This is a genomic window from Marinobacter sp., from assembly GCF_046484525.1.
Taxonomy (GTDB): Bacteria; Pseudomonadota; Gammaproteobacteria; order Pseudomonadales; family Oleiphilaceae; genus Marinobacter.
This window is the reverse complement of sequence record NZ_JAWOIS010000019.1, coordinates 44330-69841: the sequence shown is the minus strand read 5'-3', so window position 1 is coordinate 69841 and position 25512 is coordinate 44330. Positions and strand designations below refer to the sequence as shown.

Sequence of the window (25512 nt, the reverse complement as noted above, 5' to 3'; positions counted from 1 at the left end):
TGCAGCGCGGATGCCGACCGCTACAATGTTGTCACAAACCCGTCAACGGACTGTCATACCTGAACCGGAATCCCTGCGATCATGCGGAACCTCTGGCACCAGATCACCGAAAACCTGATCCCTGTATTCCGCCGCAGGCTTTCGGGTGTCGACGCACTTCCGCAACTGGCTGTCCTGGGCCTTTTATCCGGCCTGATCACCGGTGGTGTGATCCTGCTGTTCCGACTGGCCATCGAGTGGCCTCTTGAGCACTTCCTCCCGGGCCCCGGCTCCGAATCCTTTGAGCAACTGGACATCCTGACTCGCGGGCTATTGCCCCTTGCCGGCGCTCTCGCACTGGGCCTGATGCTGCACCGACTGGCCATACACGACCGCAAGGTCGGTATTGTCCACGTCATGGAGCGCCTGAATTACCATCAGGGTTACATTTCTCTGCGCAGCGCCATTGTCCAGTTTGTCTCCGGCGTCACCACGGTGGTGACCGGCCAGTCCGCGGGTCGGGAAGGGCCGGCAGTGCACCTGGGCGCGGCGTTCTCCAGCCTGATGGGACAATGGATGCGCCTGCCCAACAACAGCATCCGGACCCTTGTGGCCTGCGGCTGTGCTGCCGCCATCTCCGCCTCGTTCAACATCCCGATTTCCGGTGTGATCTTTGCCATGGAAGTGGTGATGATGGAATACACCATTGCCGGCTTCACACCGATCATCCTGGCGGCGGTGAGCGCGGCCATCGTCACCCAGGCGGTCTATGGATCAGAGCCAGCCTTCAGTGTGCCGGCGCTGACCATGAATTCGCTGATGGAGATTCCCTGGATCCTCGCGATTGCAGTAATCATCGGTATCGCCGCCGCGCTGTTCATCCAGCTGGTGGATTCCATGGGCCGGCATCACCACCAACCGGTGCTTCTGCGCATTGGTATTGCCGGCGCTCTGATGGTCCCCTTCGCAGTGTTCATCCCGGAAACCATGGGTATCGGTTATGACACGGTCAACGCAACCATCAATGGCAACCTGGGATTCTGGCTATTGTTATCAGCAGGCATTGCCAAGCTGCTGATAACCTCCCTGAGCATTGGGCTCGGCATGCCCAGCGGCGTCATCGGCCCGACCCTGTTCATGGGAGCAACCCTCGGCGGCGCCATGGGCCTGGTAGGTGCACAGATCGCGCCGGACATTGCATCCTCGGTAGGCTTTTATGCCATGCTCGGCATGGGGGCAATGATGGGTGCAGTGCTGCAGGCCCCGCTGGCCGCCCTGATGGCGGTGATGGAACTGACCCGGAACCCGAACATCATCCTGCCCGCCATGTTGATCATTACCACGGCCAGCCTGGTCACCAGTGAGGCCTTCGGCAAGAATTCACTGTTCCTCACCATCCTCAAGAGCCAGGGACTGAGTTACCAGAACTCGCCCGTCATCCAGGCACTTCGTCGGGTGTCGGTCGGTGCCATCATGGACCGCAACATCCTGCGTACAGAACGGCATCTCACCATCGAGAAAGCCCGCAAGGCCCTCAAGTCCGAACCCAAGTGGCTTATTGTGGAAGGCAGCAATGGCCCCACTGCCCTGCTTCCGGCGGTGGATCTTGCCCGATACCTGGAGGATACGGAGGAAACGGTGGCCGAGGAGGAAACCGAAATGCCGGAATCCATCGATCTTATGGACATCCCCGCTAACCGTCGGGACGTTGCCCCGGTACAATACCAGGCGACCCTCGAGGAGGCCCTGAACGAGTTCGATACCACAAATGCCGAGGCCCTTTACGTGCAGCGGCACGTCGCGCCCATGATCCAAAGGGTGTATGGCGTGTTATTGAAGTCTGACATAGAAAGCTACTACCAATACCGACGGAGTTGACGGATGCTGTGGGTGAAAGCCTTCCACATAATTGCCATGGTTTGCTGGTTCGCCGGACTGTTCTATCTGCCGCGGCTGTTTGTCTACCATGCTGCCTGTGATGACCAGCCGGGGCGTGACCGTTTCAAGATCATGGAGCGCAAGCTGTATCGGGGCATCACAACCCCCTCCATGATTGCCACGGTAGCCCTTGGCATTTGGCTGATCAGTTACAATGTCACCGGTTATTTCAGCCAGGGGTGGCTTCACGCCAAACTGGTGCTGGTTGCCCTGCTGATCATCTACCACTTTTATTGCGGTCATCTGGTCAAGGTGTTCCGGGATGACATGAACCACAGAAGCCATGTTTTCTATCGCTGGTTCAATGAGCTGCCCGTGTTCGTCTTGCTTGCTATTGTGATACTCGCCGTTGTTAAACCGTTTTAAGGAGCAGAGCCATCAAACGCTACACCCGTCCCCAGGTTCTTGTACTGTCCGGACTCGATCCCTCCGGTGGCGCAGGCATCCAGGCTGATATCCAGGCCATCACCTCCCTGGGCTGCCACCCTCTGCCGGTACTGACCTGCCTGACCGTACAGGACACCTGTAATGTCTATGATGCCCAGCCTGTGGACAGCTCACTGATTCGCAAACAACTGGACTGCATCGCAGCCGATGCCCCGATCGATGCCATCAAGACCGGGGCTCTGGGGAATGCCGAGGTTGTCGATGTTCTGGTGGAATTCATCAAGTCCCGGCCCGGGATTCCGGTGATTACCGACCCCGTGATCAAAGCGGCCGGCGGTGGCGACCTGGCGGACGAAGCCCTCATCACCGCCATGAAGGAACGCCTGTTCCCGCTGGCCGAGATGATCACGCCAAACGGTATTGAACTGGCCATGCTCGGTGGCAGCGAGGAACCGGAGCAGGCAGCGAAACATCTGATGGATCGGGGCTGCGAATCGGTGCTGGCCACCGGCGGCCATGGCACCGGCCTGCACATCATCAATACTCTGTATAACCACAATCCGGAGCCCATGCGCTGGGAGATCGAGCGCGTAGGTGGCGAATATCACGGCACCGGCTGTACCCTGGCCGCCGCCATTGCGGCCGGACGGGCATCCGGGTTGTCGGCCCGCGCCGCCATCTCCCAGGCCCAGAATTACGTCAATCGGGCAATTCTCCACGCCCTGGAGGTGGGCAAGGGCCAGCCGGTTCCGGACCGGGGCATCCTGTGGGAACGCTAGAGAAAGGCCTCCGTCCCGGGCTGTATGCCATTACCGACAGCAAGCTCACGCCGGCTGATCGCCTGTTGGCATCCGTGGAAGCCGCACTGCGCGGTGGCGCCGTACTGGTACAATACCGGGAAAAAGCGGCCCCCTGGCCGGAACGACTTGGCCAGGCCCGGCACCTTCAGGCCATTTGCAATAATGCCGGTGTGCCCTTGATCATCAATGATGATCCACAGCTGGCAAGGCGCATCGGAGCGGCGGGAGTACATCTCGGCCAGGGCGACGGATCGCTGATACTGGCCCGCCAACTGCTGGGTGACGATGCCATTATTGGTGTCACCTGCCATGACAGACTGGAGCTGGCCCGCCATGCGCTAGGCGAGGGAGCCGATTACCTGGCCTTCGGACGCTTCTACTCGTCCGGTACCAAGCCGGATGCACCCGGTGCTGATCCGGCTGTCCTGACCGAAGCGAAACATCTCGGCAAACCGGTGACGGCCATCGGCGGGGTAACGCCGGAAAACGGCGCCCCCCTGATCCGGGCGGGAGCCGACCTGCTGGCCGCGGTAGGCGGCGTGTTCGGAGGCACACCGGAACAGATTGAACAGAAGGCGAGAGCCTTCAGGCGGCTGTTTGCTGCCCATCATCCACTTTTCTCACTATCGGATTAACAGGAGCCAAACCATGACGCACTCCGAAACCTTGTTCGAAGAGGCGCAAAAATACATTCCCGGTGGCGTGAATTCACCGGTACGGGCCTTTCGTGGCGTGGGCGGCACACCGATTTTCTTCAAGCATGCCGAAGGCGCCTATCTGTTTGACGAAGACGACCGCCGCTACATTGACTACATCGGCTCTTGGGGACCGATGATCCTCGGCCACTCCGACCCGCGCATCAAGCAGGCGCTGCATACCCAGGTTGACCTTGGCGTTGGCTATGGTGCTCCTACCGCCATCGAGACCGAAATGGCCAAGAAGGTGTGCGAACTGGTGCCATCCATTGACCTGGTGCGCATGGTGAACTCCGGCACAGAAGCCACCATGACCACCATTCGGCTGGCCCGAGGCTACACCGGCCGCGACAAGATCGTGAAATTCGAGGGCTGCTATCACGGCCACGTGGACTCACTGCTGGTGAAGGCCGGCTCCGGCGCCCTGACCCTGGGTGTTCCCAACTCCCCGGGCATCCCCGCCAGTCTGGCAGAGCACACCCTGACGCTGACCTATAACGACATCGACGAAGTCCGGGATACGTTCGAGAAAATGGGTGACCAGATCGCAGCAATCATCGTGGAGCCGGTCGCCGGCAACATGAACTGCATCCCGCCGGTCCCGGGCTTCCTGGAAGCATTGCGTGAGGTGTGCGATCAGCATGGATCTGTCCTGATCTTTGACGAGGTAATGACCGGTTTCCGGGTGTCCCTGGGCGGCGCTCAGGGTTACTACGGTGTCACCCCGGACCTGACCGCCCTGGGCAAGGTGATTGGCGGCGGCCTGCCTGTCGGTGCCTTCGGTGGCAAGCGGGAGATCATGGAGCACATCTCGCCCCTGGGTCCCGTTTACCAGGCCGGCACCCTCAGCGGCAATCCGCTGGCCATGGCTGCGGGCCTGACCACGCTCAATGCCATTTCCGAGCCTGGCTTCCACGACCGCCTCACCGAAAAGACCAATGCGGTGCGCGATGGCTTGAAACAGGCAGCTGACGAGGCAGGCATTCCAATGACGGTACAGAGCGCCGGCGCCATGTTCGGCTTCTTCTTTACCGAAGAATCCTCGATCACCCGCTTCGATCAGGTGATGGCGTGCGACGTGGAGCGCTTCAAGAAGTTCTTCCAGGGCATGCTGAAAGAAGGGGTTTACCTGGCCCCCTCTGCCTTCGAGGCAGGGTTCACCAGTGCAGCGTTGTCCGACGAAGACATCGAGCACACAATTGCCGCGGCACGCAAAGTGATGGCGACACTGTAATTGCAGGACTCCGGGTCCGGCCGAGGAGCCGGACTCAGAGTAAGCCTTCCAGCGTCACCATGAATGTGTGGCGCTGGTAACTGTAACTGTCTATCTCACTGCTGTTGTCCCGGAACAGCCATTCTCCCCGTACCAGCCAGCGGCGGCTCAGGCCATACTCCGCAAAGGTTCCGGCTTCCCAACGCCAGTCCGTACGTCGTTGAACTACCACCGCATCGCCTTCCAGTAAACGGTGGGAATCCTGATAACGGCTATACCTGAACCCGCCTACTGCACCCAGCACAAGATCCGACCGGGCGCTGTAACGCGCCACTCCCTCGATGGCATGATGTTGCGGTGAGACACTGACAAACTGGCTTGCCGACGTCAGATCGCTCCGGTCGTTCAGTTCCCAGAAGTACTTGCCTTCCAGCTTCCACGCCCCGATCCTGCGACCAGTCCTGGCCCGCAGCCGGTACCACTGGCCGTCATACGCCTCGAACGAGCTTCCCCCGTCCACTCTGGCAGCAGCAAGGGAAACATCGCAGCCATCGACCGGAAGACCAACCGGGCATTGGGTCCAGGCGATGAGGCCTTCCACGCCATAACGTGTCTCGAAAGCATCCGGGCCGAACCAGGACTGGCTCAGGACCGCCCCTAATTGCCCGGTCTGGCCTCCGCCCTGTTCTGACCAGGCGAACTTGCCCTGAAGAAAGCGGGTGTTGTAGTCATCGTCGTCCGGATAGTCACGGCCAAAAAAAGCACCTTCCAGGTCCCAGCCGGCACTCCTGTCACCCTTGACCCGGACACTGCCGGCGACCACGGCATCCAGAAACAGGCCACCCTCCCTGGTGGTTGCGGTCTCCGGTAGGCCGGCGATGTTACTGTCGTAACCACCGGATGCAGCCAGATAAAGGCGGCGGGGGCGCTGACCGGACACCGGCACCCGAGCCCCGGTTTCTGCCAGCCTGGCCCGGGCCAGTTCCTGCAGTTTGTCCGGGCCGTCGTTCTCAATGACCGAAAGGAAGTAATCACGAGCGACCGTTTGGTCGTTCCGGGCCAGGGCGACCAGGCCAAGGTTGTAACGTGCCAGGACTTTATGGGGAGAGGACAGGAGGCGGGCAAATGCCTGTTCTGCTGCATCCAGCTGGCCCAGACGGTAATACACCACACCGAGGTTGTAGTGAAGAGTCATGGCATCCAGACCGGCAGCGCGCGCCGCTTCCAGCCGTTGCCGCGCGGCCTTCAGGTCACCTTGCTGGAACAACTCGACACCTTTGCGGAAGTCCGCCTGCGCCGGCGCTTGCCCGGAGAGATCCTGCGCCAGTGACGGCAAGGAGGCAAACACGAGTGAGCAACTCAGCAGCAGCTTACGGGTGAGGCAGGCAGCCAGCAAACAACACCTTCCGTTTTGTTCCGGATAAGGGGGATGGGGCGGCGGGCTGGCAACGAGCCAGCGGTACCGAACGATAACGCAGAAAGTATAACAGGGAGACTGCAAAATGGCTGCCCGTCGGAGCGTCGCGGGCAGGAGAATCAATTGCGGGGTTTTGCTGCCTCGGGCAGATTGTCCCGAACTTCCTGGACATGTTCAGGCAACTCAGGCCTGTCAGGCTTTTCCCGGGAAGATTCGCGGGCCTTTTCGGCCATTTCCTGGCCGAATTCACGGCCGTGTTCAGGGGCATCACGGGCCATGTCCATCCTCGGTGCACCTCGGCTCTCTTTCGCCTGGTCCGGACGTTCGACGGACGCGGGTTCTGGCAGCTCAATCTCACGGACAACGGATTCGGTCAGTGCCCGTTCATCGAGCACCATGCGCATCGTGACATCAAGGTCCTCACGAGCGTGGGCCTCCGATACGAACAACCCGATCACCATTACCACCGGAACATACCATCTCATGATGCCGGTACCTCCTGATTCTCAATCGCACCGGGAATCTCGACCCGGAAACTCTTTTGCTGCTCCCCTGTATTCAGGCGAGCGACCAATTCTCCCCTGCCGGGAAACAGCACTCTCAACGGCAGGGAAACCACGTTTTCACCAGCATCCAGGCTGATCTGCCAACTCAGCTGCTGCCGCCCCGGCCATGGAGACAACTCCACGTTCGGCGGCAACTCGAGCGTCAGGGTGACATTATCCAGGGCCTGCCCCGAACGGAAGGCCAGCTTCACAGTCTGCTCTACAGGCTCGAACACCACAGACTCCGACGCCTGCTGCCCTGCCATCTGCTGTGGTTCGGGAGCGGTTCCCTTATTCAGAATCACACCCAGCGACACACCCAACGCCAGCGCTGCTGCGACAGCTCCGCCGAGCACTCGATGGCTCCAGCGCCCCTGCCGGGCCGGCTCTGTTGTCGCCGCCGAAAGTACCCGGGGCTCAAAACCCCCGGATGGCGCAGGAATACGCTGGCGAACCTGCAGTTTCTCACCCAGCAGCCGTTCCGCTTCCAGTGCCCGGGAACATGCTGCACACACCGACAGGTGCTCGGCGACGTTATCCCGGTGCTGGGCTGGCAACTCGTTGTTCAGGTAAGCAACAAGGCTTACTCGGATTTCCCGACAGGACATAGTTATCACCTCAGTTTTTCACACGCCCGGCGCTCGCTGTTGGTTCCAGCTGTTGCTGTAATTTTTTTCTCAATGCAGCACGGACCCGGTGCAGGCGGGATTTCACCGTCCCCAGGGGGATATCAAGAATTTCGGCGATCTCATCCTGGCGCCAGCCATCCACATCGTGAAGAAGCAACAATGTACGCTGGTCAGGCTCGAGGGTAGCAATCACCCGGTCCAGCTCCGGGCCCAGTCGCTCCAGCTCCAGCAGGGCCATTGGCCCGGTGTCTTCGGCATCGAGACTGTCGAGCCAGTCCGCCTGGCTGTCCGCTTCCACCAGATCACTCATGGGCCGGTCGCCCTGCCGGCCCTTACGCCGCAGCTGGTCGATAAAATGCCGGTACAGCACCCGGTTCAACCAGGGGCGCAACTGGTCCACCGCCTCCAGCTCCTCCAGACGGGGATACAGCTTGACCACAACATCCTGGACCAGATCCTCGGCATCATGCTGCTGCCCCGCCAGCCGGAAGGCAAAACGGTACATGGGCTCAAGATGGGGCTGGATCAGGATCTCGAAACGCCGTTTTTTGCCTGGCTTGAAGGAAAGAATCGACAAAACCGTTACTACCCGTATGGTTCGCTGTTGAAGCGGCAAGTCTATACCAGACCCATGCAAGGTTGCAGTTACAGGGTCAATTTGGCCAACACCGGATTACCGGTTAATGAGGAAAGGTTAACAAAATTACCGGAACGCTCGCCGGATTTGTGTCGTGAGTTGAGGGAGATTCAAGCAAAAACCACGGAGGTTGTATGAAGCGTTCAATCCAGATTTTTGCCGTATCTGCACTGGCAGCGGGTATCGCCGCTTGTGGTGGTAGTAGTGATGGCGGTCCGGCCACCGGTTCGGTTTCTGTAGATGTGACCGACGCACCGACCATGGAGTTCAGTGAAGTGACCATCGCCTTCACCGGCATCCGTCTGCAGCACGAAAGTGGCGAGTGGGAAGAATTTACCTTCGACGAGGCCAAGGTCTGGAACCTGCTCGATCTGCAGGGAGGCGCAAGCGAGCCTCTGATCACCGACGAGGAAGTACTGGCCGGCAACTACACGGAGCTTCGCCTGCTGGTTGATACCGAGAATTCCTACGTAGTCCGGAAGGATCAGCCGGATGCCGAACTCTCCTTGGCCGTGCCCTCGGGTGAGCAGAGCGGTCTCAAGCTGAAAGGCGACTTTATTGTTGCAGCCGACACAACCACCGACTTCACTGTCGACTTTGATGTCAGCAAGGCCATTGTTAATCCGCAGGGCCAGTCGCTGGCGGATTATCTGCTCAGGCCCTCACTGCGGCTGGTGAACAATCTGGAGGTAGGGTCCATTTCTGGTGAAGTTGATTATGTCACCATCAACCAAGAGACCGCATGTGACTACGAAGGGGCCGTCTATGTCTATCAGGGGACAGACGTTACTCCGACGGACATCAACGTTAATGATGAGGAGAATGGTCCTCTGATGGCGGTCCCGGTCAGCGACGATGACAATGATGGCATCCACACCTACACCGCGGCCTTCCTGACCGAAGGTAACTACACCATCAGCTATACCTGCCAGCTGGACGACAACGAAGCGGATGATTCCGTAACCATGGAATTCCAGGGCACTCAGAACGTGAGCGTTGTGGCCGGAGAGAATACCGAGACGCAACCGATTCCGCTGGTGCCATAAGCTGCAGCAGTAACTGAATCAAAAGCCCTTGCCCTGGCAAGGGCTTTTTTTTGTCAAAGTGCCGCAGCCCTGGCTTCCGCCTGATCCGCCCCGGCCACATTTCCCCGCGCCCGGCGAATATCCGCCAGCAACAACCACCCCGCCCTCTGCAGACGGGCATTGTCACCGGCCAGCGACAGTCCCTTCAGAGTGAACTGCTCGGCGCTGCCCAGCTGACCGGCGGCCACATAGGCCTCGGAAAGCTTGAAATAGACTTCCGCCGAACGAGGCGCGATGCGCTGTGCCCGCTCCAGGCGGGAAATGGCTCCGGAGGTATTACCCTGGGCCAGCAGGTTATCGGCTTCGTTGACCAGGCTCTGTGCGGCCGGGGAAAGACGCTCTCCCGAATCCTGGTAGCTGGGCGCGGTGTCCCTGGGCTCCTCAACAACCGTGGGTTCCTCCGGTTGCTCGCTCTTGCGCCACACCGGCTCCTCTTCCGGCTCGCTGGTGGAGGTGCGGGGCGGCTCCGGGGCTCTGGTTTGCTCCCCGCCACCAATCGGCACGTAAATGGAGCCAGGGCCACTGGCACAGCCTGCCAAAGCGAGAAAGGCGCCCAGGGCGCCCGCACGGGTCAGCACAGATACTTTCATCGGAACAATCCTTCAAACCAGCCTTGAATTCGACGCTGCAGATTACCAGAACAGGACACGTCCTGATCCGGCTCGCTGCCGGCAATGAACGGAACAAGGCGCGCATTATCGCAGTATTCGTCGGTAAGGGCCTGCCTTTCGGCATTAACCCAGTGATAGCTCACACCGTCTGGCACTACCGGTGAGAAACCATGCTGGGGTACGCCGGCCATGAACCGGGACCATATCGGCAGCGCCCCTGAAGCACCAGACAGGGACGTCGGCCCATTGTCATCCCGGCCCACCCAGGCAACCGCCAGCAGATCACCGCTGAAACCGGCAAACCAGGAATCCCGGCCGTCATCGGTGGTGCCGGTCTTGCCGGCAACCGTCAACTGCTCGGGGATGGTGTAATAAGCCGAGCGACCGGTTCCCTCCTGCATGACTTCCTGCATGGCATACTGCACCAGGTGTACGGCGGCCGGGTCGACCACCTGGTCCACCTCCAGCGGATAGCGATTCAGCGGCTCTCCCCGGGAATCCGTCACCTCGCGGATGGTGCGCAAAGGCGTGTTGAACCCGGATGTGGCCAGCCCCTGGTACATCTGGGCGACGGTGACCGGCGTCATGGAAATCGATCCAAGCAGCATGGACGGGTAGCGGGAGATGGACGACGTCACGCCGAACGACTGCAGGGTCTCGGCGACAACATCGACACCGATATCCAGCCCGACCCGAATCGCCGGCAGGTTATAGGAATGGGACAGGGCCTCATGCAGGGGCACCTCACCCCGCTCCTTTTTGTCGTAGTTCTTCGGCTCCCAGCGCCTGCCATCATCAAATTCCAGCGCAAATGACTTGTCATTGACCGGTGTAATAAGGGTGTAGCGATCCGGTTGCGCCAGTGCAGAGAGGTAAATAAACGGCTTGATCAGGGAGCCAATCGGTCGCTCAGCATCCAATGCTCGATTGAAGCCGGCAAATCCGGGGTCCTTGCCACCGACCAGAGCCAACACCTCGCCACTGTCTTTGGCAGTTACCACCAAGGCTGCCTCCAGAGCTTCTCGGACTTCACCGCTGGCAAGCCTTGGCATGGTCTCCTCTACCGCGTATTCCGCGGCATACTGGATGGCTGGATTCAGGGTAGTGAAAATCCTGAGGCCTTCGCTGCGCAGATCTTCCTCCCGGTAATCCCGGGCCAGGTGCCGACGCACCAGATCAATGTAGGCCGGATAACGGTTCTCCGAGTATGAGGGTTGTTTACTGACGCCCAGAGGCAATCCCCGGGCCCGGGCCGCCTGGCCAGGATCAATCAGCTCCGCCTCTTCCATCTCGGAGATCACCAGGTTCCGGCGCTCCGTGGCCCGTTCGGGATTCCGACGGGGATTGTAGTAGCTCGGTCCCTTGACCATGCCCACCAGCAGGGCAATCTGGTGAATCTCGAGGTTATTCAGGGATTCACCGAAATAGAACTGACTGGCCAGACCGAAGCCGTTGATGCTGCGGGTGCCCGCCTGGCCGAGGTAAACCTCGTTCAGATAGGTTTCAAGGATGTCGTTCTTCTCATAATGCCATTCCAGCAGCACCGACATCAGCGCTTCGTTACCCTTGCGCAACAGGGTCTGTTCCCGGGTCAGGAAGAAGTTCTTCACCAACTGCTGGGTCAGCGTGCTACCCCCCTGGACAATCTCCCCAGCCCGGAGATTCACGAGCATGGCCCGGGCGATCGACAGGGGCGCGATACCGAAATGGTCATAGAAATGCTGGTCTTCCACCGCCATCAGCGTTGCCGGCAGCAATTCCGGCACTTTGTCCAGCTCGACCAGGATGCGATCTTCCTTGTGGGTCGGGTAGATGCCACCGATCTGCGCCGGTTCAAGACGCACGATCGGTGCGGGGTCACCACTCAGGACCCGGAAGTTTTCGACCCGATCACCGTAGATGCCAAAGGCCATCCGACGTCGTGCCTCCTCGCCGTCCGGGAAGCGGAAGCCCCGGGTACTGATCACGAAGCGATTGCCATTGCGACTGTAGCTCCCCGCCTTGTTACCGTCTCCACGGCGGAAACCGGAAAGCTCCAGCTCCCGCTGAAGGGCCGTCGTACTGACGCTGGCTCCGTCATACAGTTCCAGGGGCCGTGCGTATACCCGGGAGGGAATCTCGAACCGGCGGCCCTCGAAACGGGAGGTCACCACGGCATCCAGATACACCATCCAGCCGGCCAGCAACACCAAGCCGATCAGGGAAATTCGGAAAAACAGACGCCAGAACCAGGACCGGCGGCTGGATTTCGGGGATTTGCGGGGGGATTTACGGGGAGTCTTTGATTTTGCCATGGCGCGATTATAGCGAAGGGATACCCCGGTGAGGCAGGCCCGCTGTGTGTTATTTCTGTAATCTGCCCGTTATGATAGGGCTTCAAAAATCAACGAGTTCAGGGAATGCGAGGAGAACACCGTGAGCGAGACGTCCGGCAATACGCTGATTCAGGCACTGCAGAATCCGGCGCTGTATGACCACCCTGTCCGGGATTTCCAGGTGATCGAAACTCACATTTCCCAGGTCATTCTCACCGGCGACTACGCCTACAAGATCAAGAAGCCCATGGACTTCGGCTTCCTCGATTTCTCCACCCTGGAGCGGCGCAAGCACTTCTGCGAGGAAGAACTCCGGCTCAACCGCCGGCTGGCCAGCAAGCTCTATCTGGAAGTACTTCCTATCACCGGCACCCCGGCACGGCCGGTTATCGGCGGAGACGGAGCACCTTTCGAGTACGCGATCCGGATGCGCCAGTTCGACCAGGACAAGCTGTTCGATCGCCTGCAGGAACGTGGTCAGCTGACACCGGAACTGCTCACCAGCGTGGCCCGGCAGGCGGCTGAATTCCACGAACAGTTACCTCCCATTGCGGAGGACAAACCATTGGGCACTCCGGAAGCGGTTTACTCTGCCATGCAGGAGAATTTCGACCAGATCCGCCCACTGATCGACGACAAAGCCCTGCTGGACCAGCTGGACAACCTCGAAGCCTGGACCCGGACCACCTTTGAACGGCACCGGGACCTGATCGCCCGGCGCCACGACAACGGCTACGTTCGTGAGTGCCATGGCGACCTTCACCTCGCCAACATCACCGTGTTCGAGGACGAGGTCACCGTGTTCGACTGCATCGAGTTCAACGAGCCGTTCCGCTGGATCGACGTTATCAACGACCTGGCTTTCCTGCTGATGGATCTGGAATCCCGCGATGAACCGGCGCTTGCCAACCGGGTACTGAACACCTACCTGGAATATCGGGGCGACTTCGAAGCTCTGCCGCTGCTGCCCCTGTACAAGGCCTATCGCGCCATGGTCCGGGCCAAGATTGCCCTGTTCACCCTGGGCAACCCGGATCTGGGCGAGGAAGAAAAGGCTGAGCTGATGCAGCGCTATCGGGGCTACGCGCAACTGGCCGAGGATTACAGCACCATTCCAAACCGGTACATGCTAGCCACCACCGGCCTGTCAGCCAGCGGTAAAAGCTGCGTCAGTGCAGCCATGGCGGGGGAACTGGGGCTGATCCGGCTGCGCTCCGACGTCGAGCGCAAGCGTCTGCATGGTCTCGGGCCGCTGGCCGACAGCAAGTCCGACACAGGAGAAGGCCTTTACACGCCGGAGGCCACAACCCGGACCTACCAGCGCCTGGCCGACCTCTCAGGCCAACTCCTGGCCGCCGGCATTCCGGTGGTGGTTGATGCCGCCTCCCTGAAGCAGAGTGAGCGGGACCTGTTTGCCGCTGTGGCCGAAGAGCAGGCCGTGCCATTTGCCCTGTTGCATTGCGAAGCCCCCGAGGACCTGCGCCGGCAGTGGATCCGGAGCCGTTCCGGGGATGCGTCCGAGGCCACCGAGGAACTGCTGGATGCCCAACAAAGCTGGTTCGAGCCGCTGACGACGATGGAGAAGGCCCACACTATTCACCTGCACACCGGTCAGGAGCACGTGGCCGAGGCGGTGGCGGACCGCATCCGCCAGCATTTCGGTCTGCAGAGTCACTGAAGGAGCAGCGAAGGTTTTCCATGTCAGAAAGTACCAATCCCTGGCAATCGGTCTGCCCCACCGCAGACCTGCAGCCGGGCAAGTTCATCGAGTTCCGGCTGACTGTCAAGGCGCAGGAGCCGGCAGGGATGCCCCTCACCGGCTTCCTGTTTCTCGATAACGGTCAGCCTCGGGCCTATCTGAACCAGTGCCCGCACCTTGGCATCGAGCTTAACTGGATGCCCGGCCGGTTCATGGATTCGGACAACCTCTTCCTCCAGTGTTCCACCCATGGCGCCCTGTTCAAGACCGGCACCGGCGAGTGCATCGCCGGTCCCTGCCAGGGCGATGCCCTGACCGCGCTCGAGCTGCGGGAAGAGGACGGCCAGTGGCAGATCAGGCTTCCAGACTGACCGGAATGGTACCGCTCAGTGCCAGACTGCACGAAGGATCACCTTCAGGATTCACCAGCGCGGCCCGATAGGCGACCACTTCGACGCCGGCGGCAACCGCCTCCCGGAGCAGCCGGCCGTAGGTCGGATCAATGTGGTCGGCAGGCCGCACTTCGTCGATGCCGGTGTGATTGACCACGAAGAACAGGACCCCGCGCTCGCCCCGCGCCACCTGCCCCATCAACTCGCGCAGATGTTTCTGGCCACGGGTAGTGATGGCATCGGGGAAATATCCGGCCCCGTCCTCGTCCAGGGTTACGTTCTTCACTTCCACCCAGGCATCTGGCCGGCTGGCATGACCGGACAGCAGCAGGTCGATACGGCTTTTCTCCCCGCCGTACTTCACTTCCGATCGACATTCGGCATACCCGGCCAGCTCCAACACCACGCCAGCTTCAATCGCATGCCTGGCCTGGGCATTGGGTCTGGCGGTATTCACGCAGGCCAACTCTCGGGGCCGGGTCTCCACCAGCTCCCAGGTATACTTCAGCTTGCGCTTGGGATTGTTACTCTCGCTGAGCCAGACCCTGGCGTTTTCCGGCTGGCAGCCGCGCATGGAACCGGTATTGGGGCAGTGGGCCGTGACTTCGGTGCCGTCGGGCAACCGTATGTCCGCAAGGAAGCGCTTGTAGCGGCGAATAAGCCGGCCTTCGACCAAAGGTTCAGAAAACTTCATGTCATCTCCGCAAAAGTCAGTGTCACAAGGCTGGCACCCCCGTAACTAATCTGCTATTTTCCGCAAATTCCCGATTCAGGACGAATGCTTCATCCAGGGTACAATCGCACAGCCTTCTGGCTGGCACGATGGGAAGCAAAGCGTTCTTGTGAAGTACAAACAAGAGGCCGGGTACCATGGCAAATACTGCAGAACAGTCACGCGAACGTTTTACCAACTTCACCCCCTATGAAATGAAGAAGGGTGAAGAGTACATGAGTGCCGAGATGTTGCAGCACTTCAAGGATCTGCTCCTGCAATGGAAACAGGAGCTGATGGAAGAAGTGGACCGCACCATGCACCACATGCAGGAAGACGCAGCAAATTACGCGGATCCCAGTGATCGCGCAACCCAGGAGGAAGAGTTCAGCCTGGAACTGCGTACCCGTGATCGTGAGCGCAAGCTGATCAAGAAGATCGACCAGACCATCGACCGGATCGACAAGGACGACTACGGTTTCTGCGATCAGTGTGGTGTCGAGATCGGTATCCGTCGCCTTGAGGCTCGCCCCACCGCCACCCTGTGCATCGACTGTAAGACGCTCGCCGAGATCCGTGAGCGCCAGACGGGCATCTGATCCCGACAATAGCTGTCTGCCGGTAACCGCAAGGTGACCGGCAGACTGACTTTCCCATGGCCAATCCACGCTACCGGGGCCGTTTCGCACCCTCCCCAACGGGCCCACTGCATTTCGGCTCCCTCGTTACCGCTGTCGCCAGCTATGTCGAAGCCCGGGTCCACCGCGGCCAGTGGCTGATTCGCATTGAAGACCTGGACCCGCTCCGGGAACCTCCGGAGGCGACCGGCCAGATTCTCCGAAGCCTGGAAGCCCACGGCCTGTTTCCGGACGAGCCAATCCGGTTCCAGTCCCGACGCCATGACGCCTACCAGGATGCCATCAACCGGCTGCTGGCAACCGGACACGCCTATCGCTGCCCTTGCTCCCGCAAGGAGCTTCAGGCCAATGGCGGCCGGCACCCGCATCACTGCAGGGAAGCCAGGCTCCAACCGGGCGTCCGTCCCTTTGCCGTCAGGTTTTCCCTGCACGACGAGCAGTGCCATTGGCAGGATGAGCTGCTTGGCCCGCGACACCAGGTAGTGCAGGCAGAACTCGACGACCCGGTCATCCTGCGCAAGGAGGGCTTCTACGCCTACCAGTTGGCCGTGGTGGTGGATGATATCGACCAGGCAATCACCGACGTAGTCCGGGGCTCGGACCTGCTCGACATGACCGCCCAGCAACAACAGATCTTTCGGGCCCTGGGTGCCGAGCCACCCCGGTGGCTGCACATACCGGTGATCCTCAACGAACAGGGCCAGAAGCTCAGCAAACAGTCCCACGCGCCCGCGCTTGACGACAATCGGGCATCCGAGAACCTGTTCCGCGCACTGGACGCCCTCGGCCAGGAACCACCGGCGTCACTGCAGGCATCAACTCCGGATGAGATCCTGGCCTGGGCCTTCCGGCACTGGCGCCGGCAGGCAATCCACCTGACAGCCCGCTAACAGGCATGGTATAAAGCCCTTCTTACACTTCAGTGCGGACCTTGAGCCTGATGTACATCTACCGTCTGGTCTTTCTGCTGGTTCTGGCCATATACATTTTTTCTCCCAACATCCTGGATTGGTGGACTGCGCCGGGCAACGTCTGGTACAGCCCCTACGTCATCTGGGCGGGACTGATCGCCATCGGGTTCTGGCTTGAATGGCGACGGGATCCCAATGAGTTTTAGTGCCACCGGCCTGGTGTTGGCCAGCCTGGTTTACCTGCTCCTGCTTTTCGGTGTGGCCTGGATTACCGAACAGGGCATGCTGCCCAAACAGTGGGTACGGCATCCCCTGGTCTACACCCTGAGCCTTGGCGTCTATGCCGGTATCTGGGCGGTCTATGCAGCCATCGGCATGGCCGCTGAAACCGGTTACGGCTTTCTGGCCTATTACCTCGGCATCAGTGGCGCCTTCCTGCTGGCACCGGTGTTGCTCAATCCGATCATGCGCATCGCCAGGGCCTACCAGCTGACCTCCCTGGCCGACCTATTTGCCTACCGTTACCGGAGCCAGTGGGCCGGAACCCTGGTGACCCTCTGTTCCGGCGCGGCCATTCTGGCCCTGCTGAGCATGCAGATCCAGGCAGTGGCAGTCTCAGCCAGCATCCTCGCCCCGGACAGTTCGCCCAAGGCAATGAGCCTGTTGTTTTGCCTGATCGTGCTGCTGTTTGCCATCCTGTTCGGCGCCCGCCGCAACCAGAATTCGGAAAACCACCAGGGGCTGGTGCTGGCCATCGCCTTCGACTCCCTGGTAAAAGTGGGCGCACTCCTGACCCTTGGCGGCGTGATCCTGTTTCAGGTTTTTGAAGGCATGGAGGGTCTCGATACCTGGCTGGCTGCCAACAAGGCCGCCACCGGAACCATGACCCTGGCCATAAACGACGGCAGCTGGCGCGCCCTGATGCTGATGTCGTTCGCGGGCGCCCTGGTACTTCCCCACATGTACCACATGACGTTCAGCGAGAGCCCGTCACCCAAATCCCTGGCCAAGGCCAGCTGGGGCCTGCCCCTTTACCTCCTGCTCCTGGCGCTGCCAGTTCCCGTGATTCTCTGGGGTGGCCAGGTTCTGGGGGTGGGTATCGAGCCGAATTTCTACGCCATTGGTGTCGCCCAGGCCCTGGACAGCCCGCTGCTGTCGTTGCTTATGTATATTGCCGGTCTGTCCGCCGCCAGCGGCCTGATGATTGTCAGTACCCTGGCGCTGGCGGGTATGGTCCTCAACCACGTGGTGCTGCCGGTCAAGACACCCCGGGACCAGGCGGACATCTACCGCTGGCTGCAATGGGTCAAGCGTCTGCTGATCGCGGTCATCATCTTCTTTGCCCTACTGTTTCATGAAACCGTGGGCCAGGAGCTGGACCTGGCCATCCTGGGCGCCATTTCGCTATCGGGGATGCTCCAACTGCTGCCCGGCGCTCTTGGCGTCATCTACTGGCCAGAGGGTAACCGGCGCGGTTTGATTGCCGGCCTTGTTACCGGACTGATCATCTGGCTGGCAACCCTGGTTCTGCCCTTCTCCCACACCATCAACCCTCTGGCCTGGTTCAACGTTCCGCTGGTTCCGGATTACAGCAACTGGCACATCTTCACGTTTATCAGCATCACCGCGAATGTCACCGTCTTTGGCCTGTTTTCCATTCTCAGCGCCAGCTCGGCCGAGGAAACCAGTGCCGCCCAGGCCTGCTCCATGGGCGCGCTGTCGCGGCCCCAGCGGCGTGAACTGCTGGCCGGTTCCTCCACCGAATTCATCCGCCAGCTCGCGGATCCTCTGGGCTATGGCGTGGCCAGACGGGAAGTGGAAAGGGCTCTGGCACAGCTGAAACTGCCCAATATTGAATATCGCCCCTACCAGCTCCGACGCTTGCGCGATCAGGTGGAGATCAACCTTTCCGGCCTGCTCGGCCCGTCTGTGGCCCGGGACATGGTGCACCGCCACCTGGGCTTCAAGCCCCTGGCCAGGGGCAATACCGGCCAGGACATCCGCTATGTGGAACGCGCACTCGGGGACTACCAGAACCGGCTGACCGGCCTGGCCGGCGAACTGGACAACCTGCGCCGGCATTACCGCCAGACTCTGCAGAATCTCCCGATCCCTGCCTGTTCCGTCGGTGAGGATGGCGAGATCCTGATGTGGAATCACGCAATGGAAGAGCTGACCGGCATCACCGCCGACGACGTGGTGGGAGCCCGACTGATGGCCCTGCCGGAGCATTGGCACCTGTTGCTGGAGGATTTCAACCGGGGTAAGGAACTGCACCGTTACAAGCATCGCCTGGACCTGCGCGGCAAGCCGCACTGGCTGAACCTGCACAAGGCGGCGCTGAGCGGGCCGGATCACCCTGAGGGCGGCAGCATCATCCTGGTGGAAGATCAGACCGAAACGCGGTTGCTGGAAGACGAACTGATGCACAGCGAGCGGCTTGCCTCGGTGGGCCGACTGGCCGCCGGGGTCGCCCACGAAATTGGCAATCCGGTCACCGGGATCTCCTCGCTGGCCCAAAACCTGAAACTGGAAACCGATAACCCGGACATCCTGGACACAGCTGAACAGATCCAGCAACAGACCAGACGAATTTCCGCCATCCTGCAGTCGCTAATGAACTTCGCCCGGACGGGCAACCATGCCCATGCCAATCGCTATGAACCGGTATCCATTCATCGCTGTGTGGAGGAGTCCGTCAATCTACTGTCGTTGAGCGACAAGGGTATGGGCATCCACTATCTGAACGAGGTGCCTGAGGATCTGCTGGTGCTCGGCGATGAACAGCGCCTGGTACAGGTGTTCGTCAACGTGCTCGCCAACGCGAGGGATGCCTCACCCGAGGGTGGTACCATCAGGGTCAGTGGAAACGGCGACAGCTACTCCGCTATTATCGAGGTCATTGATGAAGGCTCGGGTATCCCGGAAGACCAGCTCGACCATATTTTCGAGCCCTTTTACACCACCAAGGCCCCCAACAAGGGCACAGGCCTTGGCTTGTCCCTGGTGTACAGCATCGTCGAAGAACACTACGGCAACATCCAGGTCGAGAGTCCGGCGAATACCGGGACCGGCACCTGTGTGCGCCTGAGGCTCCCGGCGTACTGGGCCGAAGCCGACGATACCTCTTCCAGCCAGAACGAAAGGTCCTGAAACAGTTATGCCCCGCATTCTGATTGTAGAAGATGAAGACATCATTCGTTCCGCCGTGCGCAAACTGCTGCAGCATGCCGGCTATGAAGTGGCCGACGCCAGGTCGGTGGAGGAAGCCGAGCAAAACCATGAACCGGATCAGTTTGACCTGATCATCTCCGACCTGCGCCTGCCCGGTGCGGCCGGCACCGAGCTGATCAACCGTGCGCCCAACACGCCGGTGCTTATCATGACCAGCTATGCCAGCCTGCGCTCGGCAGTCGACTCCATGAAAATGGGTGCCGTCGAATACATCGCCAAGCCCTTTGACCATGATGAAATGCTCGCAGCGGTCGAGAATATCCTGGCGCGCCAGGGGCCTGCCGATGCCGACTCCGAAAACGGTAAGGGCGCAGGTGACAAACCCCAGGAAAGCGACCCGGCCAACATCATGTTTGGCCAGTGCGAGGCCATGCAAAAGGTGTTCACCCTGATCCGCAAGGTAGCACCGACGGAAACCACGGTACTGATCCAGGGGGAGTCAGGAACCGGTAAGGAGCTTGCCGCCCGCGCCTTGCACCTGCTCAGCCCCCGGGCATCAAAACCACTGATCTCGGTGAACTGCGCAGCCATTCCTGAGAGCCTGATCGAATCAGAACTGTTCGGCCACGAAAAAGGCGCCTTTACCGGTGCCGTATCTGCGCGTACCGGTCTGATTGAGGCAGCCGACGGCGGCAGCCTGTTTCTGGATGAGATCGGCGAGTTGCCGGCCGAGGCCCAGGCCCGGCTGCTACGGGTCCTGCAGGAAAACGAGATCCGCAAGGTCGGCTCCACCCAGAGCCGCAAGGTCAACGTGCGCATGATCGCGGCAACCCACCGTAACCTGAAGGCGATGACCCGTACCGGCGAGTTCCGGGAAGACCTCTACTACCGGCTGAACGTGATGCAGATCCGGATCCCGCCCCTGCGCGAGCGCCGGAGTGACATCCTTGGCCTGGCACGAAAGTTCCTCAAGCGTCAGGGCGAGAAAATGGGCAAGCCGAACCTCAATCTCAGCCCAGAAGCCATGCGAGTCCTGGAGCGGCACCGCTGGCCGGGCAACGTCCGGGAACTGGAGAACGCTATAGAGCGGGCCACCATCCTGTGTGACGAGGACGTGATTACACCATTCCTGCTCGACCTGGATAGCGAAGGGGGCGACGAGCACATCCCCGAGACCCTGGTGGAGGGCAACAACGAACAGCCCCCTTCGCGGGATGCGGACTCCGCCAGCGACCTGTCCCTGGAGGATTACTTCCAGCATTTCGTCCTGGAGAACCAGGACCGGATGAGCGAGACGGAGCTGGCCCAGAAGCTGGGTATCAGCCGGAAGTCACTGTGGGAAAGACGCCAGCGGCTGGGGATACCGCGCAAGAAAACCAGCAACTGATCGGGGCCATTGGCCCTTTTCCATGTCGGCCCGGACCAAAGGGTGAATTCGAACTCAGTTGTTACCCCATGTTCCCCACGGTAACACTCCGCTCGGAACAACTGTGATCCCAGTAACACTTATCGGGAGTACGGGGTAACACCTATTTCCTTCAAAACCGTAACATACTGTTAATACAAGATTTTCAAAAACTGGCACGCGCTCTGCTATCTATAAAGCGCACAACAACAAAAACAAGAAGTGGCAAACGCAGCGTCAAAACAAATACAAAAAGCTGCAGGAAGACGTTCGGTGACAAAAACAAAAACGGAACGTGAGCGAACTGAGTGTTTTGGGTACTTTGCTTTTTAGTGGTCCCACGGCACGTGTGAGTTGTAGATGTAGAGAAGAATCGCCTTCCAGACGACACCGCATCTGCTGACAGACTCGCCCGATGTCCCTGACCGCTCTGTGTATTCAAAGCTTTCCGTTTGCACTGCTGAGATCCTCCGTACTTGGAGGCACACAGTGGGGTACAAAAACGAAGAAAAATCCCGGCAACAATAAAAACAATGCAGATCGTCAACGCTTTCAGGGCGGATTCGTGCAAACGGATCCGCCTTTTGATTATCTGGCGTGTGCAAATCCTGCCCAAACCGTTAAACTCTCGGTTTTTGCTCACCGCAAATACGGATTTCAATGCCTAAACGACTTGTCGACAGAATAAAATCTTTCATCCCCGGCGGACGGAAAAAGCCTCGCACCTACCAGCGGCGGGAGATCCCGCGGGACCAGCACAATGTTTCGCGTTCCGTGATCAGCGAGCCGGCCAAGAAAGTCCTGCATCGTCTGAACAAATCCGGCTACGAGGCCTACCTGGTCGGCGGCGGCGTTCGCGACATCCTGCTCGACGGCAAGCCAAAAGATTTCGACATTGCCACCAATGCCACCCCGGAAGAAGTCCACGACCTGTTCCGCAACTCTCGCCTGATCGGTCGCCGTTTCCGCATTGTCCACGTGGTGTTCGGCCGGGAGATCATTGAAGTCACCACCTTCCGCGGCAATGCCAACGACGCGGATGAGGACAGCACGGACGATGATCGCAGGACCAGCGAGCACGGCCTGCTGCTGCGCGACAACGTATACGGAAGCCAGGAAGAAGACGCGCTGCGACGGGATTTCACGGTTAACGCCCTGTATTATTGCATCCGCGACTTCACCGTGATCGACTTTGCCAATGGCATCGAGGACCTGCGTAACCGGCAGATCCGCCTGATCGGCGACCCGGAAACCCGTTACCGGGAAGACCCTGTGCGCATGCTCCGGGCCATCCGCTTTGCCGCCAAGCTGGATTTCGAGATTGAACCGGAAACCGAGGCGCCGATCCGCGAACTCGCTCCTCTGCTCAGCCATATCCCGCCAGCGCGCCTGTTTGACGAGGTATTGAAGCTGTTTTCCGCGGGCCATGGCGAAAAAACCTACGACCTGCTCAACGAGTACAACCTGCTGGCACCGCTGTTCCCGGAAACAGTGAAGGCCATCGAGGCCGGCGAGCCGGATGACCTGATCCGCCAGGCCCTGAGCAACACCGACGCGCGGATCGCACAGGGCAAGTCCGTCACCCCCTATTTCATGTTTGCAGCCATGCTCTGGCCCGCCCTTCAGGTCGAATGGCTCCGCCGCCAGGATAACGGCGACCCGGTACAACCAGCTCTCCACGGCGCCATAGGCAAGGTCATCGGCCGCCAGGTGCAGGCCACCTCCATACCCAAGCGCTTCTCCGGTCCCATGAAGGAAATCTGGGAACTGCAGATGCGCCTGCCACGCCGCCAGGGCAAACGGGCCTTTGGCACCATGGCCCACCCCCGCTTCCGGGCAGCCTACGACTTCCTGCTGGTTCGGGAAGCGGCCGGCGAGATCGAACCGGGACTGGGGCAATGGTGGACGGAGTTCCAGCAGGCGGATGAACGGGGCCAGGAACGCATGCTGTCTCAACTGGGCAGCGACGCTCCAAAGAAACGCCGTCGCCGTCGCAAGCCGGTGAAGCGCCAGGCCGCGCAATGACCACTGAAGTGTTCATCGGACTGGGCAGCAATATGGAGAACCCCGCTGCCCAGCTGGCCAGGGCAGTCGCCGAACTCGCGGCACTGCCACAAACCACACTGGTCGCCCAATCCCCCTTCTATGCCAGCCGACCAGCAGGCCCTCAGGATCAGCCGGACTTCGTCAATGGCGCCGTGTGGCTCAGAACGGATCTGACACCCCATGCCCTCCTGGATCACCTGCAGGCCATTGAGCAGGACCACGGGCGGGAGCGCCTGCGCCACTGGGGGCCACGAACCCTGGACCTGGATATTCTGGTGTTCGGGCAGGAAACGCTGGACGACGAACGGCTTGTGGTACCCCACCGCGAGCTGGCCAACCGGGATTTTGCCCTCCAGCCACTACTGGATCTCAATCCCGACCTGACCCTGCCGGACGGCCGCACAGTGGCTGAGCTCAGACAAACCTGCCCGGACAACGGCCTTCGCAAACTGCCACCGATCCCGCGAGAGCCCTTCGCTCCGGAGTGAAAGCCGGGCACCCCCGATTCCCGACGCTCCGTGATACTATTGCCTCAGGCATACCCCCGGATTACCCTTAGCACCTGAATGCCGGAACCACGGCGCAGTCCACGCCCATCCACCCAAAAGGCTAGGATTCTATGGCTGTTACCATCAATACCCTGCGGGAATACAAGCAGAACGGCGAGGCTTTCTCTGCCCTGACCTCCTATGATGCGACCTTTGCCCAGATCGTCAGCGAAGCCGGCGTTGATGTCATCCTGATCGGCGACTCCCTGGGCATGGTGCTTCAGGGCAATGACAGCACCCTGCCGGTCACCATGGATCAGATGGTGTACCACACCAACTGCGTGGCCAAGGGAAACCGCGGCTCGCTGATCATGGCCGACATGCCATTCATGTCGTACGGCACGGTGGAGGCGGCCCTGGAGAATGCCGCGGAGCTGATGCGTGCCGGGGCGCACATGGTCAAGCTGGAAGGCACGGACTGGATGAAGGACACCATCAGCGCCCTGAGTGAACGAGGTGTCCCCGTCTGCGCCCATCTGGGTCTGACTCCCCAGTTCGTCAATAAGTTCGGTGGGTACAAGGTACAGGGCCGCGATGAAAAGGCCGCAGAAATGATGATCGAGCACGCCTGTGAACTGGAGGAGGCGGGTGCGGATATCATTCTGCTTGAATGCGTCCCCGCTCCGCTGGCAGCCCGCATCACCCAGGCCGTCAAGGCGCCGGTGATCGGCATTGGCGCCGGCTCTGAAACCGACGGCCAGGTGCTGGTGGTACACGATATGCTGGGGCTGACTCCCGGCCGCAAGCCGCGTTTTGTGAAAAACTTCCTGGCCGAGTCCGACTCCGTTCAGGAGGCTCTTGCTGATTACGTTCAGCAGGTTCGTGACCGTACTTTCCCGTCTGAGGAGCATACGTTCAAGGCATGAGAACAATCCATTCGCTCAAAGAACTTCGCACCATCCTGCGCGGGTACCGCCGGCAGGATAAAACCATCGGGCTGGTCCCCACCATGGGGAACCTCCATGAGGGTCATATATCCCTGGTGCGCAAAGCGGCCGAGTCTGCAGACGTGGTGGTGACCACCATCTTCGTCAACCCGATGCAGTTCGGAGCGAACGAGGACCTGGACAAGTATCCACGTACCCTCGCCGAAGACCAGGAAAAGCTCGAAGCAGCCGGCAACACCCTGGTATTCGCACCGCCGGTGGAAGAGATCTACCCCGAAGGCCTGGCCCAGCAGACCAAGGTGATCGTGCCGGAAGTCAGTGACGGCCATTGTGGTGCCAGCCGTTCCGGGCACTTCGAGGGCGTTGCCACCGTGGCAACCATACTGTTCAACATAGTGCAACCGGATCTTGCGGTCTTTGGCGAGAAGGATTTCCAGCAACTCGCCGTGATCCGCAAGATGACCCGCGACCTGTTCATGCCCGTGGAAATCATCGGCGCCCCCACCGTCCGGGAAGACGACGGAGTGGCTAAAAGCTCCCGCAACGGCTATCTCTCCGAAGAGGAGCGCAAGATTGCACCCGTCGTGTTCCGGACGCTGGAAGCCACTGCGGAAAAACTCGCCAATGGCCGTACTGACTTCCACACGCTGGAAGGCGAAGCCGGACAGTCACTGAGCGCTGCCGGCTTGCGACCGGATTATTTCAACATCGTGAACAGTCTCACGCTCAAGCCGGCCTCGCCGGACGACCATGAACTGACTATCCTGGTGGCCGCCTTCCTGGGCACCACCCGGTTGATCGACAACCTGTCGGTGACCCGCTGACTCTCATACAAGAAAAAGGATCCCC

25 protein-coding genes are annotated in these 25512 nt (G+C 60.3%); 18 read left to right on the top strand and 7 right to left on the bottom strand.

All coding sequences use genetic code 11. From position 1 onward, the window contains the following. Positions 1-81: 81 nt before the first annotated feature. The 5 genes from R6W86_RS04660 to hemL are packed head-to-tail and all read left to right on the top strand — an operon-like array spanning position 82 to position 5033. Complete coding sequence (locus tag R6W86_RS04660) at positions 82-1857, top strand: chloride channel protein (protein WP_410328216.1); 1776 nt, start codon at positions 82-84, stop codon at positions 1855-1857. A gap of 3 nt (positions 1858-1860) precedes the next feature. Further along, on the top strand, positions 1861-2283 hold the full coding sequence (hemJ, locus tag R6W86_RS04655; protein WP_410328215.1) for a protoporphyrinogen oxidase HemJ: 423 nt from the start codon (positions 1861-1863) through the stop codon (positions 2281-2283). A gap of 44 nt (positions 2284-2327) precedes the next feature. Then, a complete protein-coding gene (locus tag R6W86_RS04650; RefSeq protein ID WP_410328223.1) occupies positions 2328-3083 on the top strand; it encodes a hydroxymethylpyrimidine/phosphomethylpyrimidine kinase in 756 nt (251 codons plus the stop codon). After that, positions 3071-3739 (top strand): thiamine phosphate synthase, encoded by a 669-nt coding sequence (gene thiE / locus R6W86_RS04645; RefSeq protein ID WP_410328214.1) that lies wholly within the window; start codon positions 3071-3073, stop codon positions 3737-3739. The genes R6W86_RS04650 and thiE overlap by 13 nt, the downstream gene beginning before the upstream one ends. A gap of 13 nt (positions 3740-3752) precedes the next feature. Continuing rightward, positions 3753-5033, top strand: a complete 1281-nt coding sequence (gene hemL / locus R6W86_RS04640; RefSeq protein ID WP_410328213.1) for a glutamate-1-semialdehyde 2,1-aminomutase — start codon at positions 3753-3755, stop codon at positions 5031-5033. 34 nt (positions 5034-5067) lie between these two features. Here the strand turns inward: hemL and R6W86_RS04635 are convergent, their stop codons facing one another. From R6W86_RS04635 to R6W86_RS04620, 4 genes are all read right to left on the bottom strand, one after another. Continuing rightward, on the bottom strand, positions 5068-6408 hold the full coding sequence (locus R6W86_RS04635; RefSeq protein WP_410328212.1) for a tetratricopeptide repeat protein: 1341 nt from the start codon (positions 6406-6408) through the stop codon (positions 5068-5070). Between the two features lie 140 nt (positions 6409-6548). Then, entirely contained in the window at positions 6549-6914 is a 366-nt protein-coding gene (locus R6W86_RS04630) for a hypothetical protein (RefSeq protein WP_410328211.1), read from the bottom strand. Then, on the bottom strand, positions 6911-7582 hold the full coding sequence (locus R6W86_RS04625) for an anti-sigma factor family protein (protein WP_410328210.1): 672 nt from the start codon (positions 7580-7582) through the stop codon (positions 6911-6913). Before R6W86_RS04625 ends, R6W86_RS04630 begins: the two co-directional genes overlap by 4 nt. A 10-nt stretch (positions 7583-7592) precedes the next feature. Further along, positions 7593-8180 (bottom strand): RNA polymerase sigma factor, encoded by a 588-nt coding sequence (locus tag R6W86_RS04620; protein ID WP_410328209.1) that lies wholly within the window; start codon positions 8178-8180, stop codon positions 7593-7595. A 194-nt stretch (positions 8181-8374) separates the two neighbouring features. Between R6W86_RS04620 and R6W86_RS04615 the strand changes: the two genes are divergently transcribed. After that, the gene (locus tag R6W86_RS04615; RefSeq protein ID WP_410328208.1) at positions 8375-9286 is read left to right on the top strand and encodes a DUF4382 domain-containing protein; all 912 of its coding nucleotides are present in this window, start codon (positions 8375-8377) and stop codon (positions 9284-9286) included. Positions 9287-9339: 53 nt separating this feature from the next. Here the strand turns inward: R6W86_RS04615 and R6W86_RS04610 are convergent, their stop codons facing one another. Both R6W86_RS04610 and mrcB read right to left on the bottom strand, forming a co-directional pair. Further along, positions 9340-9915: a tetratricopeptide repeat protein gene (locus R6W86_RS04610; protein ID WP_410328207.1), complete on the bottom strand. Its 576-nt coding sequence runs from the start codon at positions 9913-9915 to the stop codon at positions 9340-9342. Then, positions 9912-12230, bottom strand: a complete 2319-nt coding sequence (mrcB, locus tag R6W86_RS04605; RefSeq protein ID WP_410328206.1) for a penicillin-binding protein 1B — start codon at positions 12228-12230, stop codon at positions 9912-9914. The genes R6W86_RS04610 and mrcB overlap by 4 nt, the downstream gene beginning before the upstream one ends. Positions 12231-12351: 121 nt before the next feature. On the opposite strand from mrcB, the gene R6W86_RS04600 reads away from it, so the two are divergent. Further along, positions 12352-13929 carry an AAA family ATPase gene (locus R6W86_RS04600; RefSeq protein WP_410328205.1) on the top strand — a complete coding sequence of 526 codons (1578 nt, stop codon included), beginning with the start codon at positions 12352-12354 and terminating at the stop codon, positions 13927-13929. Between the two features lie 20 nt (positions 13930-13949). Then, positions 13950-14321: a Rieske (2Fe-2S) protein gene (locus R6W86_RS04595; protein ID WP_410328204.1), complete on the top strand. Its 372-nt coding sequence runs from the start codon at positions 13950-13952 to the stop codon at positions 14319-14321. Here R6W86_RS04595 and sfsA read toward each other — a convergent pair. Beyond that, on the bottom strand, positions 14305-15036 hold the full coding sequence (gene sfsA / locus R6W86_RS04590) for a DNA/RNA nuclease SfsA (protein ID WP_410328203.1): 732 nt from the start codon (positions 15034-15036) through the stop codon (positions 14305-14307). The two genes, R6W86_RS04595 and sfsA, sit on opposite strands and share 17 nt — an antisense overlap. Before the next feature lie 176 nt (positions 15037-15212). Between sfsA and dksA the strand changes: the two genes are divergently transcribed. The 10 genes from dksA (at position 15213) to panC (ending at position 25487) form a co-directional block, all read left to right on the top strand. Continuing rightward, positions 15213-15653: an RNA polymerase-binding protein DksA gene (dksA, locus tag R6W86_RS04585; protein WP_091997293.1), complete on the top strand. Its 441-nt coding sequence runs from the start codon at positions 15213-15215 to the stop codon at positions 15651-15653. A 56-nt stretch (positions 15654-15709) separates the two neighbouring features. Continuing rightward, on the top strand, positions 15710-16582 hold the full coding sequence (gene gluQRS, locus R6W86_RS04580; protein ID WP_410328202.1) for a tRNA glutamyl-Q(34) synthetase GluQRS: 873 nt from the start codon (positions 15710-15712) through the stop codon (positions 16580-16582). Positions 16583-16632: 50 nt separating this feature from the next. Then, positions 16633-16809, top strand: a complete 177-nt coding sequence (locus tag R6W86_RS04575) for a hypothetical protein (protein WP_008940627.1) — start codon at positions 16633-16635, stop codon at positions 16807-16809. Further along, positions 16799-19756 carry an ATP-binding protein gene (locus tag R6W86_RS04570; protein WP_410328201.1) on the top strand — a complete coding sequence of 986 codons (2958 nt, stop codon included), beginning with the start codon at positions 16799-16801 and terminating at the stop codon, positions 19754-19756. Before R6W86_RS04575 ends, R6W86_RS04570 begins: the two co-directional genes overlap by 11 nt. Positions 19757-19763: 7 nt before the next feature. Beyond that, positions 19764-21164, top strand: a complete 1401-nt coding sequence (locus R6W86_RS04565; RefSeq protein WP_410328200.1) for a sigma-54-dependent transcriptional regulator — start codon at positions 19764-19766, stop codon at positions 21162-21164. Between the two features lie 433 nt (positions 21165-21597). After that, a complete protein-coding gene (locus R6W86_RS04560; RefSeq protein WP_410328199.1) occupies positions 21598-21870 on the top strand; it encodes a hypothetical protein in 273 nt (90 codons plus the stop codon). Further along, on the top strand, positions 21843-23207 hold the full coding sequence (gene pcnB, locus R6W86_RS04555) for a polynucleotide adenylyltransferase PcnB (protein WP_410328198.1): 1365 nt from the start codon (positions 21843-21845) through the stop codon (positions 23205-23207). The genes R6W86_RS04560 and pcnB overlap by 28 nt, the downstream gene beginning before the upstream one ends. After that, entirely contained in the window at positions 23204-23716 is a 513-nt protein-coding gene (gene folK, locus R6W86_RS04550) for a 2-amino-4-hydroxy-6-hydroxymethyldihydropteridine diphosphokinase (RefSeq protein WP_410328197.1), read from the top strand. Before pcnB ends, folK begins: the two co-directional genes overlap by 4 nt. 131 nt (positions 23717-23847) lie before the next feature. Continuing rightward, positions 23848-24642, top strand: a complete 795-nt coding sequence (gene panB / locus R6W86_RS04545) for a 3-methyl-2-oxobutanoate hydroxymethyltransferase (protein WP_410328196.1) — start codon at positions 23848-23850, stop codon at positions 24640-24642. Next, complete coding sequence (gene panC, locus R6W86_RS04540; RefSeq protein WP_410328195.1) at positions 24639-25487, top strand: pantoate--beta-alanine ligase; 849 nt, start codon at positions 24639-24641, stop codon at positions 25485-25487. Before panB ends, panC begins: the two co-directional genes overlap by 4 nt. Positions 25488-25512: the final 25 nt, after the last annotated feature.

What these genes read in the sequence shown, in the direction of transcription:
- R6W86_RS04660 (WP_410328216.1), top strand. Translation starts at nt 82, where the DNA reads ATGCGGAACCTCTGGCACCAGATCACCGAAAACCTGATCCCTGTATTC.
- hemJ (WP_410328215.1), top strand. Translation starts at nt 1,861, where the DNA reads ATGCTGTGGGTGAAAGCCTTCCACATAATTGCCATGGTTTGCTGGTTC.
- hemL (WP_410328213.1), top strand. Translation starts at nt 3,753, where the DNA reads ATGACGCACTCCGAAACCTTGTTCGAAGAGGCGCAAAAATACATTCCC.
- R6W86_RS04630 (WP_410328211.1), bottom strand. Translation starts at nt 6,914, where the DNA reads ATGAGATGGTATGTTCCGGTGGTAATGGTGATCGGGTTGTTCGTATCG.
- R6W86_RS04625 (WP_410328210.1), bottom strand. Translation starts at nt 7,582, where the DNA reads ATGTCCTGTCGGGAAATCCGAGTAAGCCTTGTTGCTTACCTGAACAAC.
- R6W86_RS04615 (WP_410328208.1), top strand. Translation starts at nt 8,375, where the DNA reads ATGAAGCGTTCAATCCAGATTTTTGCCGTATCTGCACTGGCAGCGGGT.
- R6W86_RS04610 (WP_410328207.1), bottom strand. Translation starts at nt 9,915, where the DNA reads ATGAAAGTATCTGTGCTGACCCGTGCGGGCGCCCTGGGCGCCTTTCTC.
- mrcB (WP_410328206.1), bottom strand. Translation starts at nt 12,230, where the DNA reads ATGGCAAAATCAAAGACTCCCCGTAAATCCCCCCGCAAATCCCCGAAA.
- R6W86_RS04595 (WP_410328204.1), top strand. Translation starts at nt 13,950, where the DNA reads ATGTCAGAAAGTACCAATCCCTGGCAATCGGTCTGCCCCACCGCAGAC.
- sfsA (WP_410328203.1), bottom strand. Translation starts at nt 15,036, where the DNA reads ATGAAGTTTTCTGAACCTTTGGTCGAAGGCCGGCTTATTCGCCGCTAC.
- dksA (WP_091997293.1), top strand. Translation starts at nt 15,213, where the DNA reads ATGGCAAATACTGCAGAACAGTCACGCGAACGTTTTACCAACTTCACC.
- gluQRS (WP_410328202.1), top strand. Translation starts at nt 15,710, where the DNA reads ATGGCCAATCCACGCTACCGGGGCCGTTTCGCACCCTCCCCAACGGGC.
- R6W86_RS04575 (WP_008940627.1), top strand. Translation starts at nt 16,633, where the DNA reads ATGTACATCTACCGTCTGGTCTTTCTGCTGGTTCTGGCCATATACATT.
- R6W86_RS04570 (WP_410328201.1), top strand. Translation starts at nt 16,799, where the DNA reads ATGAGTTTTAGTGCCACCGGCCTGGTGTTGGCCAGCCTGGTTTACCTG.
- R6W86_RS04565 (WP_410328200.1), top strand. Translation starts at nt 19,764, where the DNA reads ATGCCCCGCATTCTGATTGTAGAAGATGAAGACATCATTCGTTCCGCC.
- R6W86_RS04560 (WP_410328199.1), top strand. Translation starts at nt 21,598, where the DNA reads ATGTCCCTGACCGCTCTGTGTATTCAAAGCTTTCCGTTTGCACTGCTG.
- pcnB (WP_410328198.1), top strand. Translation starts at nt 21,843, where the DNA reads ATGCCTAAACGACTTGTCGACAGAATAAAATCTTTCATCCCCGGCGGA.
- folK (WP_410328197.1), top strand. Translation starts at nt 23,204, where the DNA reads ATGACCACTGAAGTGTTCATCGGACTGGGCAGCAATATGGAGAACCCC.
- panB (WP_410328196.1), top strand. Translation starts at nt 23,848, where the DNA reads ATGGCTGTTACCATCAATACCCTGCGGGAATACAAGCAGAACGGCGAG.
- panC (WP_410328195.1), top strand. Translation starts at nt 24,639, where the DNA reads ATGAGAACAATCCATTCGCTCAAAGAACTTCGCACCATCCTGCGCGGG.